The organism is Micromonospora echinaurantiaca, assembly GCF_900090235.1.
Classification (GTDB): domain Bacteria; phylum Actinomycetota; class Actinomycetes; order Mycobacteriales; family Micromonosporaceae; genus Micromonospora; species Micromonospora echinaurantiaca.
In genome coordinates, this window is record NZ_LT607750.1 from 196,840 (window position 1) to 212,135 (window position 15,296).

At 72.2% G+C, this 15,296-nt stretch carries 15 protein-coding genes; 5 read left to right on the forward strand and 10 right to left on the reverse strand.

Annotation, left to right across the window (positions count from 1 at the left end; translation table 11 throughout):
* Positions 1-2 precede the first annotated feature (2 nt).
* Together GA0070609_RS00925 and GA0070609_RS00930 are read right to left on the reverse strand one after the other, a co-directional pair.
* Positions 3-773, reverse strand: coding sequence for a class I SAM-dependent methyltransferase (locus GA0070609_RS00925; RefSeq protein WP_088992029.1), 771 nt, complete (start codon positions 771-773; stop codon positions 3-5).
* 15 nt (positions 774-788) lie between these two features.
* Positions 789-1,670 (reverse strand): LysR family transcriptional regulator, encoded by an 882-nt coding sequence (locus tag GA0070609_RS00930; protein WP_088992030.1) that lies wholly within the window; start codon positions 1,668-1,670, stop codon positions 789-791.
* Between the two features lie 113 nt (positions 1,671-1,783).
* On the opposite strand from GA0070609_RS00930, the gene GA0070609_RS00935 reads away from it, so the two are divergent.
* A complete protein-coding gene (locus GA0070609_RS00935; protein WP_231928485.1) occupies positions 1,784-2,176 on the forward strand; it encodes a VOC family protein in 393 nt (130 codons plus the stop codon).
* Between the two features lie 76 nt (positions 2,177-2,252).
* On the opposite strand, the gene GA0070609_RS00940 is transcribed toward GA0070609_RS00935, so the two are convergent.
* On the reverse strand, positions 2,253-2,939 hold the full coding sequence (locus tag GA0070609_RS00940; protein WP_088992031.1) for a hypothetical protein: 687 nt from the start codon (positions 2,937-2,939) through the stop codon (positions 2,253-2,255).
* Between the two features lie 195 nt (positions 2,940-3,134).
* Positions 3,135-3,440 (reverse strand): 4a-hydroxytetrahydrobiopterin dehydratase, encoded by a 306-nt coding sequence (locus tag GA0070609_RS00945; RefSeq protein ID WP_088992032.1) that lies wholly within the window; start codon positions 3,438-3,440, stop codon positions 3,135-3,137.
* A gap of 183 nt (positions 3,441-3,623) precedes the next feature.
* On the opposite strand from GA0070609_RS00945, the gene GA0070609_RS00950 reads away from it, so the two are divergent.
* Positions 3,624-4,064 (forward strand): (deoxy)nucleoside triphosphate pyrophosphohydrolase, encoded by a 441-nt coding sequence (locus tag GA0070609_RS00950; RefSeq protein WP_088992033.1) that lies wholly within the window; start codon positions 3,624-3,626, stop codon positions 4,062-4,064.
* A 136-nt stretch (positions 4,065-4,200) separates the two neighbouring features.
* Here GA0070609_RS00950 and GA0070609_RS00955 read toward each other — a convergent pair whose 3' ends face one another.
* The 6 genes from GA0070609_RS00955 to GA0070609_RS00980 form a co-directional block, all read right to left on the reverse strand.
* Positions 4,201-5,295, reverse strand: coding sequence for a succinate dehydrogenase/fumarate reductase iron-sulfur subunit (locus tag GA0070609_RS00955; RefSeq protein WP_088992034.1), 1,095 nt, complete (start codon positions 5,293-5,295; stop codon positions 4,201-4,203).
* Positions 5,295-7,226 (reverse strand): fumarate reductase/succinate dehydrogenase flavoprotein subunit, encoded by a 1,932-nt coding sequence (locus GA0070609_RS00960; RefSeq protein WP_088992035.1) that lies wholly within the window; start codon positions 7,224-7,226, stop codon positions 5,295-5,297. Before GA0070609_RS00960 ends, GA0070609_RS00955 begins: the two co-directional genes overlap by 1 nt.
* Before the next feature lie 13 nt (positions 7,227-7,239).
* Complete coding sequence (locus GA0070609_RS00965; protein WP_088992036.1) at positions 7,240-8,046, reverse strand: hypothetical protein; 807 nt, start codon at positions 8,044-8,046, stop codon at positions 7,240-7,242.
* A gap of 280 nt (positions 8,047-8,326) precedes the next feature.
* On the reverse strand, positions 8,327-9,760 hold the full coding sequence (locus tag GA0070609_RS00970; protein WP_088992037.1) for a TldD/PmbA family protein: 1,434 nt from the start codon (positions 9,758-9,760) through the stop codon (positions 8,327-8,329).
* Complete coding sequence (locus GA0070609_RS00975) at positions 9,757-11,193, reverse strand: TldD/PmbA family protein (protein ID WP_088992038.1); 1,437 nt, start codon at positions 11,191-11,193, stop codon at positions 9,757-9,759. Before GA0070609_RS00975 ends, GA0070609_RS00970 begins: the two co-directional genes overlap by 4 nt.
* Before the next feature lie 33 nt (positions 11,194-11,226).
* Entirely contained in the window at positions 11,227-11,775 is a 549-nt protein-coding gene (locus tag GA0070609_RS00980) for a Uma2 family endonuclease (RefSeq protein WP_088997407.1), read from the reverse strand.
* 244 nt (positions 11,776-12,019) lie between these two features.
* Between GA0070609_RS00980 and GA0070609_RS00985 the strand changes: the two genes are divergently transcribed.
* Genes GA0070609_RS00985 through GA0070609_RS00995 form a run of 3 tightly spaced genes read left to right on the forward strand, consistent with a single transcriptional unit; the run spans position 12,020 to position 15,295 of the window.
* A complete protein-coding gene (locus GA0070609_RS00985; protein WP_088997408.1) occupies positions 12,020-13,120 on the forward strand; it encodes an ABC transporter ATP-binding protein in 1,101 nt (366 codons plus the stop codon).
* Between the two features lie 55 nt (positions 13,121-13,175).
* Complete coding sequence (locus tag GA0070609_RS00990; RefSeq protein WP_172899262.1) at positions 13,176-14,297, forward strand: ABC transporter ATP-binding protein; 1,122 nt, start codon at positions 13,176-13,178, stop codon at positions 14,295-14,297.
* Positions 14,294-15,295 (forward strand): ABC transporter permease, encoded by a 1,002-nt coding sequence (locus tag GA0070609_RS00995; RefSeq protein ID WP_088992039.1) that lies wholly within the window; start codon positions 14,294-14,296, stop codon positions 15,293-15,295. The genes GA0070609_RS00990 and GA0070609_RS00995 overlap by 4 nt, the downstream gene beginning before the upstream one ends.
* Position 15,296 lies beyond the last annotated feature (1 nt).

Genomic DNA, 15,296 nt, shown 5'->3' on the forward strand with positions numbered 1-15,296 from the left:
CCTCACGGTAGGTCCGGCGCGCCACCGGCAAGATCGTCGCCGCCGGCCCGGGCCTGGACGATGAACTCGCCGTCACCCTGCCCCACCGGCTCCCCGCCCCAGCCGCCGTGGATCCGCTCCACGGTGAACCCGGCCGCCCGCAGTGCGCCGCGCAGCTCCTCCTCCGTGCGGAACCGCACAGTGGCCGAGCTGAGCAACTCGTCGCCGCCGGGGAAGAGGTAGTGGTGGACGAAGCTCACCACCCCACCGGTCACCGCGGTCACCTCGGTCCACCCCCGCACCACGCCGCCGTCGGTCAGGGCGATCCACCGCCGGGACTCGTCCGGGTTCCACCGCTCCCATCGCCGGTCCGCCGGGTCGCGCGCGTCGAAGACCAGCCGGCCGCCGGGAACCAGCGCCCGGCGCAGGTCGGCCAGGGTGGCCGCCCACTCGGCATCGGTCACCAGGAACTGCGCCACGTGGCTGGTCAGCACCGCCACGTCGTACGCCCGGTCCGGCAGCCGGGCCGAGGTGCCCTCGATCCAGGTCACCCGCTCGGCGCCCGGCTTGGCCCGGGCCGCCGCCAGCGACGCGGCGGCCGGGTCGACGCCGGTGACGGTGTGCCCGGCGGCGGCCAGGGCGAGGGTGAGCCGGCCGGTCCCGCAGCCGAGGTCGAGGACCCGGGCGGGGGCCTCGCCGACCACGGCGAGGAAGTAGTCGTCGTCCCGCGACCAGGTGCACTCCGCGTCGTAGACGGTCACCAGCCGCGGATCGCGGAACTCTCCGTGTCGCATGATGGCTGGATCGTCTCAGCCGTTCGCGTCGCTGGCGGCGCGGACGAACTCGCGGACCCGGGCCGTGGTGTTGTCCTCCCGCCAGACCAGGCCACGCCGGATCGGCGGTGCGTCGTGGATGGGCACGTAGGCGACGTCCGGGCGGGGGTAGTAGTGCCGGGTGTGCTCGCCCACCGGTAGCACGCCGCGGCCCAGCGCCACCAGGGTCAGCATCTCGGAGAACGTGTTCCCGGTGGGGCCCTTCGGCACCGGCCGGCCCGACGGGGTGTGCTCGGGGGTGCGGTCGCGCTTGAACTCCGCCGAGGTCACCGCCGGGTACTGGACCACCGGATGGTCGGCGAGGACCTCCAGGGAGACCGACGCCGCGCGGGTCAGCGGATGCCCGGCCGGCACCGCGAGCAACCGGCGCTCGGTCAGCAGCGGCGGGCCGCAGGCCATCCCGTCGAACGGGTACGCCGCCATGAGCAGGTCGATCGAGCCGTCCACCAGGCTCGGCCGCGAGTTGTAGAGCTGCACCTCGTGCACCTCGACCTGGCATTCCGGGTGCCGCTCGGTGAACAGGGCGACCGCCTTGAGCAGCACCGGCGCGGTCCACTCGCCGAGGAAGGCGACCCGCAGCCGGCCGGTGACGCCGCGCCCGGCGTCGACGGCCCGGCGTACCGCCTCGTCCATGCCGGCGACCAGCGGGGCGAGGTCGTCGGCGAGCTGGCGGCCGATCGCGGTGAGTTGGACGACCCGGCTGGTCCGCGCGAACAGCGGCGCGCCGATACGGCGTTCCAGCTTCTTGACCACGTGACTGATCCGCCCGGTAGTCACCCCGAGCCGCTCGGCCGTGCGGCCGAAGTGCAGCTCCTCGGCGAGGGTCAGGAAGGTCTCCACCTCGTACCGTTCGAGCACGTCACGTCCCATCGTTGAACCGGGATCAACGATCGTAGCCCGATCATGCCTTGGTCGCGGTCGCGGGGCGGGCGATGGTGAACGGCATGAAGACGACAACAGCTGGAGGCGAAGTGAGCGCGGTGCGGGTGAAGGCCTTCGACCACCTGGTGCTCAACGTGGCCGACGTCGAGCGGGCCCTCGACTTCTACTGCGGGGTGCTCGGGCTGGCCCCGGTACGGGTCGACGAGTGGCGAGCCGGCAAGGTGCCGTTCCCCTCGGTACGGGTCGGCCCGGAGACCATCATCGACCTGGTCCACCGCCCGCGGGGCGAGTCGAACGTGGACCACTTCTGCCTGGTGGTCGAGCCGCTGGAGTGGGCCGAGGTGATCGCGTCCGGCGTCTTCGAGGTGCTGGAGGGGCCGGTCGGCCGGTTCGGGGCGCGGGGGAGCGCGACCTCGATCTACGTGCGCGACCCGGACGGCAACTCGGTCGAACTGCGCTGGTACCCGCAGGACGCGGGCTGAGCCGGTGTCGGGTTCCGGTGGGTGTGGGGAGCCAGCCCACCGGAACCCGGGGCGCGAGGCCTGAGCCGCCGGCTGCTCAGCGCGACGGCTGGCGGGTCCAGTCCGTCGACCGGGCGGTCTTGTCCCCGGCGTCACTCGACACCAGACCGGCCCAGTCCGAACGGCCGGCCCAGTCCGATCCGCCGGTCCGGACCGGCTCCGGCTCCGGCTCCGGCGCCTTCTCGCGCGGGATACCCAGGCCGAGCCCGTCGGCACCGAGTGGGCGCTCCCGGCGTGCCAGCGGCGGGATGACCTCGTCCGGCACCAGCGCCTCGGGCGTGTCGTCGGCCGGGGCGGGCTGGGGCCAGCGCTGCCAGCGGCGGATGCTGACCACCCCGACGAGCAGCAGCGCGCCCATCAGCAGGGTCGTCCCGTTGCGGACCGGGGTCGCCAGGTCGACCTGGTAGCCGATCAGGGTTGGCTCGTGGTCGACCAGGTTCATCACCGCGCTCGGGCTGATCAGCAGGCCCAGGTAGCTGGCCGAGTAGACCAGCCCGGTCACCGCCGCGCCCAGCGGCGAGAACCGGAGCGTGCCGATGAGCCCGAGCAGCAGACCGGCGGCGGCCAGCACCAGCGCCGGTCGTACGAAGTCAGCGCCGTCCAGCGAACCGCCGTCCGCTGCGTCGGCGAACGCCTGCGCCGACCGATCCTGGCCTAGGGCGAACAGGACCCAGGCCAGCGGACCCACGACGGCGGCGGCGATCACGGTTCCGATGTGTCGCATCCGGGCAAGGTACCGATCTTGCAGGTGGATCAGGAGCCCTGATAAGCAAAACTTAAAGTCGATCCCACGGCCACGCCGGCACCGGGACCCCGACGGCCGCCTCCGGCGGCGCTCGACCACTGCTCGATGTCGCTGATGGTCCGGGTGTTCGTCCGGTGCACCTCGGCGGGGCGGCGGGCGACCGGTCAGCGTAGGTCAGGGCGCGGTGACCGCGCGGTACGCGTCCTCGATCCGGGCGGCCAGCAGGACTTCGCCCTCGGTCAGCGGCGCGTTGCCGTGCCCGACGCGGATCTGGGTGTGGTCGGCCCGGCGGCTGATCTCCGGGCGCAGGTGCAGGGCGTCGGCGACCACCTTGACCCGCTCGGTCAGGGCCGCGTGCTGCGCGTCGTCGATCACGAGAGTCCGTCGGATCTGCTCGCCCTCGCGGACCCATCCGTTCAGCAGAGCGAGGGCGTCGCTGAGGTAGTCATGCTTCGCACGACCGCTGAACAGCGCGCGCATCACCGCACCTCCCAGGCGCCGTTGCCGGCTTGTGGCCAAATCGTCGCCGTCCCGTGTCTTGTCGGTGCCCTCTAGTCTGTCGTCGCACGGATGGTGTGTCCACGCCCACACTTCCGTGTCTTCCTGGCCTGACGGTCGGCCAAGCTACCCAAACCGCCGATTGATCTGGCACGCTGGACGCCCGTGCGGACCGAACGGGCTAACCACGGCGGGCAGATCGAGCGACGGGACCTGAAGGTGATCGTCGGGGCGGCGATCATCGAGGGCGGGCGGGTGCTGGCCTGCGCGCGGTCGGCCCCGCCGGAGGTCGCCGGGATGTTCGAGTTCCCCGGCGGCAAGGTCGAGCCGGGGGAGAGCGAGACGGCCGCGCTGGTCCGCGAGTGCGCCGAGGAACTCGCCGTACGCGTGGAGATCGGTGAGCGGGTCGGCCGCAACGTCCGGATGGCCCACGGCCGGTCGGTGCTCAAGGTGTACGCGGCGCGCCTGCTGCACGGCGACCGGCCCCAGGCGCTGGAGCACTCGGCGCTGCGCTGGCTCACCGCCGCCGAACTGGACGACGTCACCTGGCTGCCGGCCGACGCGCCGATCGTCGCCGCGCTGCGCCCGATGCTCACCCGCGGCTGACCGCCGTGACCGCCGGTCGCGCCGCCGAGGGTCGGGCGGCGCGCGGCCCCGCGCCTGGACGTCGAATCGGACAGGTGGGCGAAAACGGGACGGGGGCCGGCGGCAACAGCCGCGGCCCCCGTCGTCACTGTGGTCCTCAGTGCTTGTCCTGCTCCGGGTGGGCGAAGTTCAGGTGCTCCGGGGGCAGTGGGAAGGTCACGTCGTCGCCGAACGGCGATGGCGCCGCCGCCCGGTCGAAGGTGAGCTCGGTCAGCGGCAGCCGACCGCGGTCGTCGACCGCCGGGGCGGTCGGGTGTGGCACCTCGCGGTGCCAGTTCACCCCGCGCTGCGCCTGCACCTCGGCGCGCGGGTCGTGCGAGCCGCCCGCGTGCGAGTGCACCCCGGCGGGGCCGCCGGCGGCCGCCGCCGAGCCCGGACGGGGGGTGGTCACGCTGGTCTGGGGCGTCTCACCCCGACGGAAGATCTTGCTACCAAGCCACACAAGGGGATCGTACCTGCGGTCCACGACCCGCTCTTTCATGGGGATGATCCCGTTGTCAGTGATCTTGATGTGCTCGGGGCAGACCTCGGTGCAGCACTTGGTGATGTTGCAGTAGCCGAGGCCCTGCTCCTGCTGTGCGTACTCCTTGCGGTCGGTCTTCGCGTCGAGCGGGTGCATGTCCAGCTCGGCGGCCCGGATGAAGAACCGCGGCCCGGAGAAGGCCGGCTTGTTCTCCTCGTGGTCGCGGATCACGTGGCAGACGTTCTGGCACAGGAAGCACTCGATGCACTTGCGGAACTCCTGCGAGCGCTCGACGTCGACCTGTTGCATCCGGTAGTCGCCCGGCGCCAGGTCGGCCGGCGGCGCGAACGCCGGCGTCTCCCGGGCCTTCTCGTAGTTGAACGAGACGTCGGTGACCAGGTCCCGGATGACCGGGAAGGTGCGCAGCGGGGTGACCGTGACCGTCTCGTCCGGCTCGAAGGTCGACATCCGGGTCATGCAGCTCAGCCGCGGCTTGCCGTTGATCTCCATCGAGCAGGAGCCGCACTTGCCCGCCTTGCAGTTCCACCGGCAGGCCAGGTCGGGGGCGTCGGTGGCCTGGAGCCGGTGGATCACGTCGAGGACGACCTCGCCCTCGTTCACCTCGACCATGTAGTCCTGGAGGTCGCCGCCGCTCTCGTCACCCCGCCAGATGCGGAACTGGCGCTTGGTGCCGGACTTGCCGGCCCCGGTGGACTTCTGCTCCGCCATTACTTGCCCGCCTCCTCGGCCTCGGCGTCGGTGACGAGGGCGTCGAACTCGGCGAGTTCCTCGTCGGTGAGGTACTTGGCCAGCTCCGCCCGGTCGAAGAGGCGGATCAGCTCCGCGCGGATCTTCGGCAGCGGCTTGCGCTCCAGGCGTACGGCGTCGCCGTCGAGCGAGCAGACCAGGTTGACCCGGCGCCACGACGGGTCCATCGCCGGGTGGTCCTCCCGGGTGTGCCCGCCGCGCGACTCCCGCCGCTCCAGCGCCGCCTTCGCGGTGCACTCCGACACCAGCAGCATGTTCCGCAGGTCCAGCGCGAGGTGCCAGCCCGGGTTGTAGCGGCGACCGCCGGACGCGCTGACCTTGGCCACCCGCTCGCGCAGCTCGGCCAGCCGGCCCAGCGCGTCGACCAGCTCGCCCTCCCGCCGGATGATGCCGACCAAATCCCCCATCACCGCCTGGAGGTCCTGCTGGAGGGTGTACGGGCTCTCGCCGGTGTCCCGCTGCAGCGGGGCCAGCGCCGTCTCCACCGCGGCCTCCACCGCGCCGACGGACACCTTCGGCCGGGCGGTCAGCCCGTCGGCGTACGAGGCGGCGTGGCCGCCCGCGCGCTTGCCGAAGACCAGCAGGTCGGACAGGGAGTTGCCGCCGAGCCGGTTGGAGCCGTGCATGCCGCCGGAGACCTCACCGGCGGCGAAGAGACCGCGGACGTGACCGAAGGCGGCACCGGAGTCCGGGTCCACCTCGACGCCGCCCATCACGTAGTGGCAGGTCGGGCCGACCTCCATCGGCTCCTTGGTGATGTCGACGTCGGCCAGCTCCTTGAACTGGTGGTACATCGACGGCAGCCGGCGGCGGATCTCCTCGGCCGGCAGCCGGCTGGCGATGTCCAGGAAGACGCCGCCGGCCGGGGTGCCCCGACCGGCCTTGACCTCGCTGTTGATCGCCCGGGCCACCTCGTCGCGGGGCAGCAGCTCCGGCGGACGGCGGTTGTTGTCCGGGTCGGTGTACCAGCGGTCGGCCTCCTCCTCGGTCTCCGCGTACTGCTTGCGGAAGACGTCGGGGACGTAGTCGAACATGAACCGCTTGCCGTCGGAGTTCTTCAGCACGCCGCCGTCACCGCGGACCGACTCGGTGACCAGGATGCCCTTCACCGATGGCGGCCAGACCATGCCGGTCGGGTGGAACTGGAGGAACTCCATGTTGATCAGCGTCGCGCCGGCGCGCAGCGCCAGGGCGTGCCCGTCCCCGGTGTACTCCCAGGAGTTCGAGGTGACCTTGTAGGAGCGGCCGACGCCGCCGGTGGCCAGCACCACCGCCGGCGCCTCGAAGAGGACGAACTCGCCGGACTCCCGGTAGTAGCCGAAGGCGCCGGCGACCCGGTCGCCGTCGAGCAGCAGCTCGGTGATGGTGGTCTCGGCGAAGACCCGGATCCGCGCGTCGTACGAGCCGTGCTCGCGCTTGTCCTCCTGCTGGAGCGAGACGATCTTCTGCTGGAGGGTGCGGATCAGCTCCAGGCCGGTCCGGTCGCCGACGTGCGCCAGCCGCGGGTACTCGTGGCCGCCGAAGTTACGCTGCGAGATCTTGCCGTCCTTGGTGCGGTCGAAGAGCGCACCGTACGTCTCCAGCTCCCAGATCCGCTGCGGCGACTCCTTCGCGTGCAGCTCGGCCATCCGGAAGTTGTTCAGGAACTTGCCGCCGCGCATGGTGTCCCGGAAGTGCACCTGCCAGTTGTCCCGGCTGTTCACGTTCCCCATCGCGGCGGCGGCGCCGCCCTCGGCCATCACCGTGTGCGCCTTGCCGAACAGCGACTTGGAGATGATCGCCGTCTTCTTGCCGGCGAGCCGGGCCTCGATCGCCGCGCGCAGGCCGGCGCCGCCGGCCCCGATCACGACGACGTCGTAGTGGTGTCGTTCGATTCGAGTGGTCGTAGTCATGTCCAGGGGCCCTTTAGTTGATGAACCGCAGGTCGTTGAACCAGCCGGCCGCGACCGCCATGACGTAGAAGTCGGTCAGCGCCAGGGTGCCGAGCGTGATCCAGGCGAGCTGCATGTGCCGGACGTTCAGCCAGGACACGCCGGTCCAGGCGCGGTAGCGCAGCGGAGCCTTCGAGAAGTGCTTGAGCCGCCCGCCGATGATGTGCCGGCAGGAGTGGCAGGAGATGGTGTACGCCCAGAGCATCACCACGTTGCCGAGCAGGATGAGGTTGCCCAGGCCGAACCCGAAGCCCTCCGGCGAGTGGAAGGCCAGGATCGCGTCCCAGGTGTTGATCAGCGAGATGATCGCGGCGGCGTAGAAGAAGTAGCGGTGCAGGTTCTGCCCGAGCAGCGGGAACCGGGTCTCCCCGCTGTACGACTTGTGCCCGTCCGGCACGGCGCAGGCCGGCGGCGAGAGCCAGAACGACCGGTAGTACGCCTTGCGGTAGTAGTAGCAGGTGAGCCGGAACAGCAGCAGGAACGGCAGGGTCAGCGCGGCGTCCGGGATGATCCACCAGTCGGGGAGGAACCGTCCGAAGTGCGCGGCGTCAGGCAGGCACCGGTCCGTCACGCAGGGGGAGTAGAACGGGGTCAGGTAGTGGTAGTCCTCGACCCAGTAGTTGTCGTGCTGAAAGACCCGGACCGTCGCGTACGCGACCCAGGCGCTGAGACCGACGACGGTGATCAGTGGGGCGAACCACCAGCGGTCGGTGCGCAACGTCTTCGCCGCGATGGCGGCGCGGTTCCGCACGCCCCCCGGCTTCGTTGCCGTTGATGTCATTCGAGTCGTCTCCCTGGCGCCGGCCCGCGACAGGCGGGCGGATCTTCCTCCGGTCGGCACGCGGACCGCGAACCCGCACCCGCTTGCCACGTCATGCGCACACCAACGACCACGCCGGGCGAACCGGCGCAGCTAAGTGACACACGTTACGCCGATCTCCGCGGGCCGTCCGCGCAAGGCAGTGTCCCGTGTGTCCTGGCTGGTGGAAAGCCCCGTATGAAGATCGATGTCGCGATGTTAAGAACTTCACTGCCGGCCCCGCCGGCGCGCCGGGGCCGGCTCACCCGGACGCGCCGCCGGTGAAGTTCCACGCGGCCAGCCGCAGCGGCGGGGCCTCCCACCAGACTCCGTCGACCCGGTCCGGCTGGCGCACCGCCCGGCGGCCCAGGCCGAGCACCGCGCCCGGGCCGAGCGCCCGCGGGTACGACTCGGTGAAGCGCAGGTCGCGTACCGCGCGGGTGACCATGCCGTCCTCGACCAGCCAGACCCCGTTGCGGGTCAGCCCGGTGACCACCAGGCTCTTCGGGTCCAGCACCCGGGTGTACCAGAGGTCGCTGACCAGCAGCCCGCGCCGCACCCCGGCGACCAGCGCCGCCGTGTCGGCGTCGGCGACCGCCCCGGCCACGCCGGTCGCGGGCGGCGGGCCGTCGGCGGCCACCGCTGCGCCGTCCGGGGCGCCGCCGGCGACGGACGGGGCGAGCAGCCGGATGTTGTGCGGGATCGGGCCGAAGGTGGCCCCGCCGGGCGCGGCGTGACCGGTGGAGCTGGCGCCGATACCGGCACCGCTGCGCCGGTCGTGCGCCACCGCGCGGGTGACCCCGGCGTCCACCAGGGTCAGCTCCCGCCGTGCCGTTCCCTCCAGGTCGTACGGCAGGCCGGAGCCATGCAGCGGATCGTCCACCAGGGTCACCGACCGGTCGAACTGCGCCTGGCCCGGCTCCGCGAAGGACTGCCGCTCGGCGTACCGCTTGCCGTTGAAGCCGAACCAGGAGAGGTTCTGCAACAGGTCGGCGACGGCGGCCGGTTCGAACACCACCTCGTAGCGGCCCGGGGGCAACTCCACCGGCTCGGCCGCGGCGCGCGCCTTGGCCGCCGCCCGGGCACCGAGGGCGGCGCCGTCGAGGTCGGCGAGGCGGTCCGCGCAGCGGCGCGCCACCGCGTCCGAGCCGCCGGTGCGGGCGATCCCGTCCATCGCCGCCTCCACCGCCCGCCCCTGGGCGTACTGGCCGGCGGAGTTGGCGAACGCCCTGGACCGGTGGGACGTGCGGCAGTACCCGGCCGCTTCCAGGCCGCCCAGCGCGTCCACGAAGGCGCGGACCCGGGCCGCCCGCTCGTCCGGCTCGGCGTACGCGGTGGCCTCGTCGACGGCGACGCCGGCCGCCACCGGCGACGGCGGGGTCAGCCCCGGCCAGCCCGGGTCGGGCGGGCAGAGCCGGGCGGCGGCCAGGGTGCGCTCGACCAGCGCGCGCAGCCCGTCGGCGCTGACCAGGCTGCCGCTGCCGGCCGCGGTCCGCCCGTCGACGTGCAGTCGCAGCCGGACGCCGACGGTGGACTCGGCGACGTTCTGGTGGATGAACGAGTTGGCGAACCGGGTCAGCGCCAGGTCGCTGCGGGTCACCACCGCCTCGGCCTGCGCGTCCGGCCCGGCGAGTCGACGGACCAGCTCCACCACCTGCCCGGCGAGGTCCAGCTCGGCGAGTTCCGACGCGGTCATGCCCGCACCCCCACCCGGACGTTGCGGAAGCGGGCCGGCGCGGCCGGGTGGCCGGTGTGCCCGATCTGGCCGGGCTGGCCCTTGCCGCAGTTCGGCGTGCCCCAGGCGACGATCTCGGCGGAGAGCATGTCCATCGACCGCCAGAACAGCGGGCCGATGCCGGTGTAGGTGGGGTTGCGCAGCATCCGCCCACGCCGGCCCTTCCTGACCTCCCAGCCGATCTCGCAGCCGAACTGGAAGTTGAGCCGTTTGTCGTCGATGGACCAGGAGCGGTTGATGTCCATCAGCACCCCGTCGTCGGTGGCGGCGATGATCTCCTCCAGGGTGTGCGGACCGGGCTCCAGGCCCACGTTGGTCATCCGCACCATCGGCAGCCGGGCCCAGCCGTCGGCCCGTACGCTGCCGCCGTAGTCCAGGCCGGCGACGGCGGCCGAGTCCCGGCCGGCGAGCACGCCCACCCAGCGCCCCTCGCGCACCGCGTCCCGGCGCACCGCCGGCGAGCCCTCGTCGTCGTAGCCGAAGCTGCCGAGCGCCCCGGGGATGGTCGGGTCGATGGTGACGTTCATCAGCTCCGAGCCGTAGCGCAGCGAGCCGAGCTGGGCCAGGTCGAGCCAGGAGGTGCCGGCGAAGGCGGCCTCCCAGCCAAGGATCCGGTCCAGCTCGATGGCGTGCCCGACCGACTCGTGGATCTGCAGCGCGAGTTGCTCGCCGCCGAGGATCAGGTCGGTCTCGCCGGCCGGGCAGAGCGGCGCGGTGAGCAGCGCCCGGGACTCCTCGGCGATCCGCGCCGCGTGCGCGGCCAGGTCGAGTGAGTCGACCAGTTCCCAGCCGCTGGTGCCGTACTGCCCGCGGTAGCTGGGATAGGAGCGGCGCTGGGTCTCGCCGTCGCCGATCGAGGTGGCGGAGATGCCACCGCCGCACTCCCGGATCCGCTGGTCGATCCGGTGCCCCTCGCTGGAGACGAACCATTTGGCGGTGTCCCAGATCTGGTAGAGCCCCTCGGCCACGTCGGCGCCGTGCTCGGCCATCGTCCGGGTCGCGCCGACCAGCAGGTCACCCTTGCTGGACAGCGGGACGCCGAGCGGGTCCACCGCGCACGGCGAGGCCCAGCTCGCGGTGGCCGCGCCGGTGGGCACCAGGTCGACCGCCGGGCCGGGCACGCCGGCGCTCGCGGCGGCCGTCCGCGCGGCACGCCGCCCGGCGTCGCGGGCCACGGCGTCGGAGAGGTCGGGTACGGCGTGGAAGCCCCAACTCGATCCGACCAGCGCGCGTACGCCCAGACCGATGCTCTCGTCCTGGGCCAGCTCCTCGATCTCACCGTTGCGGGCCGACATCGACTCGTAGCGGCGGTGCATCACCCGGGCGTCGGCGTACCGGGCTCCCGCGTTCAGCGCGGCCTGCACCGCGGCGGTCGCCGCGTCGAACTCGGTCATGCGACCGACCCTAGGCGAGCGGACGGACGTCCGTCAGGGCAGCAGATCCGCGGGCCGGATCATCGCTCGTACGGGTTCGGTGAGCTCGAGGCGCTCACCGGCCTTTGTCACCGAAATTTCCCGGTAGTGCCGGCCCTGTCGCCGGTACAGGTGCAGCGTGCCGTTGTCCTGTTCCACCAGCAGGTACCACTCGATCCCGGCGGCCGCGTAGTAGTGCATCTTGAGCACCTTGTCCGTGGCGGCGTTGCTGGGGGAGATGATCTCGCACACCAGCAGTACGTCGCGCGCTTCGACGTTGACCTCGTCGAAGTCGATGGGACCCGTGATCACCAGATCGGGGATCGGGATGCGACCGGGCCGGAGGCGGACGTTGACGCCTTCGAGGACGTGCAGCCCCGCCTCGCGGCAGGGGCCGCGGAGAGCCGAACGGAGTTCACCGGAGATGTTCTGGTGCCGGGGGGTGGGGGCTGGGGTCACGTGAAGGCTCCCGTCGAAGAGTTCGACGCGTTGCTGCGTCTCGCCGAGGGCGAGGTACTCCTCTTCGGTCCACGGGCCTTCGTGGTCGAACACCGCCACGGTCATGGTCACCTCCACCTCGCTGCCGGCGGGAATCCTCCCGGGACTGCCGCAACCATGGTCGCACCCGCCGTGCGATCGGGCGTGGACTCGTCGAGTTGCGTCCATGGATGTGCTGGTGAGGACTGTTCACAGCCGTTGCCGACTCGTTACTCTGAGGCCCGCTGACAGTCTCCGGCTTTGTAGCTTATTTTCGCCCTCAGGAGTTTGCTGTAGGTTCTCTTCACTACTGAGGGAGGCGGTCGTGGACATGCCGGAGTCGGCGCCGTCCGGGCAACCGGACGACCGCCCCAGCGTGCCGGAGCAGCGCGGTACCGACGCGCCCTACCTGCGGGTGGACGACCTGCGGGTGCGGTTCGACACCGAGGACGGCGTAGTGCGCGCGGTCGACGGGGTGTCGTTCGCGGTGCAGCGCGGCCGGACGCTCGGCATCGTCGGCGAGTCCGGCTCGGGCAAGAGCGTGACCTCGCTGGCCATCCTCGGCCTGCACAACCCGAAGCGCACCACCGTCACCGGGGAGATCCACGTCGGCGGCCGCCAACTGGTCGGCCTGCCCGAGGGCGAGGTACGCCGGCTGCGCGGCCGGGACATGGCGATGATCTTCCAGGACCCGCTCTCCGCGCTGCACCCGTACTACACGGTGGGCAAGCAGATCGTCGAGGCGTACCGGGTGCACCACCCGCGGGCCGGCAAGCGGGAGGCCCGGCAGCGCGCGGTGGACATGCTCGGCCGGGTCGGCATCCCGCAGCCGGCGCGCCGGTTCGACCAGTACCCGCACGAGTTCTCCGGTGGCATGCGTCAGCGCGCGATGATCGCGATGGCGCTGGTCAACGACCCGGAGCTGCTGATCGCCGACGAGCCGACCACCGCGCTGGACGTCACCGTGCAGGCGCAGATCCTGGACCTGCTGGCCGACCTCCAGGCCGAGTTCCACTCCGCGATCATCATGATCACCCACGACCTCGGCGTGGTCAGCCAGGTCGCCGACGACGTGCTGGTGATGTACGGCGGCCGGGCGGTCGAGCACGGCAGTGTCGAGCAGGTGCTGCGCCGGCCGCAGCACCCGTACACCTGGGGGTTGCTCTCCAGCGTGCCGTCACTGCGCGGCGACGCGGACGCGGAGCTGGTGCCGATCCGGGGCAACCCGCCCAGCCTGATCAACCTGCCGTCCGGCTGCGCCTTCCACCCGCGCTGCCGGTACGCCGACCGCAACGGCGACCGGTCCCGCACCGAGGTGCCGCAGCTGGGGCCGGCCGGCGAGGACGGCCACCTGGTCGCCTGCCACCTGCCCGCCGCCGAGCGGACCCGGCTCTACCAGGAGGACATCGCACAGGTGGGGGTGGCGCGGTGAGCGCGAGGAACGCAGCGCAGTGGAGTACCGCAGTCGCGAACGAAGGCGGGCTCCGGTGAGCGCGAGGAACGCGCCGGCGACCGGCGACGAGCCGCTGCTGCGGGTGAGCGGGCTGACCAAGCACTTCCCGGTGCGCAGCGGGTTCCGCAACCGCAGCGCGGTGCGGGCGGTGGACGGGCTGGACTTCGACGTGCGCCGGGGCGAGACGCTCGGCCTGGTCGGGGAGTCCGGCTGCGGCAAGACCACCACCGGCCGGATGCTGGTGCGGCTGCTGGAGCCGACCGCCGGCACGCTCACCTTCGACGGGCGGGACATCACCCACGCCGGGCGCCGGGAACTGCGGCCGCTGCGGCAGGACCTCCAGATCATCTTCCAGGACCCGTACGCGTCGTTGAACCCGCGGCACACGGTGGGCCGGATCGTGGCCATGCCGCTGGAGGTCAACGGGGTCAAACCGCCGGGTGGGGTGAAGAAGCGGGTCCAGGAGCTGCTGGAACTGGTCGGGCTCAACCCGGAGCACTACAACCGCTATCCGCACGAGTTCTCCGGCGGCCAGCGGCAGCGGATCGGCATCGCCCGCGCGCTCGCGCTGCGGCCCAAGCTGATCGTCGCCGACGAGCCGGTCTCCGCGCTGGACGTGTCGATCCAGGCGCAGGTCATCAACCTGCTCCGCGACCTGCAACGCGACCTGGACCTGGCGTTCGTCTTCATCGCCCACGACTTGGCCGTGGTCCGGCACTTCTGCCAGCGGGTGGCGGTGATGTACCTGGGCAAGATCGTGGAGATCGGCGACCGGGCCGACATCTACGAGCGCCCGCAGCACCCGTACACCCGGGCCCTGCTCTCGGCGATCCCGGACGTCACCCAGCTCGGCGCCTCGGGGCGGATCCGGCTGGCCGGGGACGTCCCGACGCCGCTCGACCCGCCGTCCGGCTGCCGCTTCCGCACCCGCTGCTGGAAGGCGCAGGAGCGGTGCGCGACCGAGGAGCCGGCCCTCGTGCCGCGCGGCGGCGACCAGGCCACCGCCTGCCACTTCCCGGAGACCGGGCCGATCGGCGCCGGCCCGGGGACGACCGGCGACGGCGCCCCGCCGGCGGCGCGCGACGCCGCCGGCGACCGTGGCTCGCCGGCGGGGAGCGACGAGGCCGGCGCGACCGCCGAGGAGGTGACCCGATGAGCCTGTCCCCGACCGAGGGCGTGGCCCTGGCCGAGATCGAGTCCACCGGCGACGGTCCGGAGGAGAGGGCCCTGGTCGGCCGCTCGCCGGGCCAGCTCGTCTGGAGCCGGCTGCGGCGCGACCGGACCGCGCTGGTCAGCGGCGTGGTGCTGGTGGTCTTCGTGCTGCTGGCGCTGGGCGCGCCGCTGGTGCAGCGGCTGTACGGGGTGTCGCCGAACGAGCAGTTCGGCGAGCTGCTGGACGCCACCGGGATGCCGCTCGGCTACGTCGGCGGGGTCAGCGGCGACCACTGGTTCGGGCTGGAGCCCGGCCTGGGCCGGGACATCTTCATCCGGATGATCTTCGGGATCCGCACCTCGCTGCTGATCGCGCTCGGCGCGGCCCTGATCACCACGACCGTCGGGGTGGTGCTCGGCATCATCTCCGGCTACCTGGGCGGGGTGGTCGACTCGGTGATCAGCTGGTTCACCGACGTCGCGCTGGCGATGCCGTTCCTGGTCTTCGCGCTGGCCGTGGTGCCGACGTTCTCGCTGCGCTTCTACGGCCCGCGGGACGCGGTGCCGACCTGGTTCGCGGTCACCACGCTGATCGTGGTCTTCGCCGCGTTCGGGTGGACCAGCACCGCCCGGCTGGTCCGCGGCCAGGTGGTGTCGCTGCGCGAGCGGGAGTTCGTGGAGGCGGCCCGGGCCAGCGGCGCCGGGCTGGGGCACATGCTCTTCCGGCAGCTGCTGCCGAACATCTGGGCCCCGATCCTGGTGTCGTTCTCACTGCTGGTGCCGTCGTACGTGACCGGCGAGGCGGCGCTGTCCTTCCTCGGCGTCGGGCTGCCCGAGTCGGTGCCCAGCTTCGGTCGGATGATCTACCGCAGCATCGACTACCTGCAGACCGACCCGGCCTACGTCTTCTTCCCCGGCATCACGATCTTCGCGCTCGTGCTGGCGTTCAACCTCTTCGGCGACGCGCTGCGTGACGCGCTCGATCCGAAGTCGTCACGGTAAG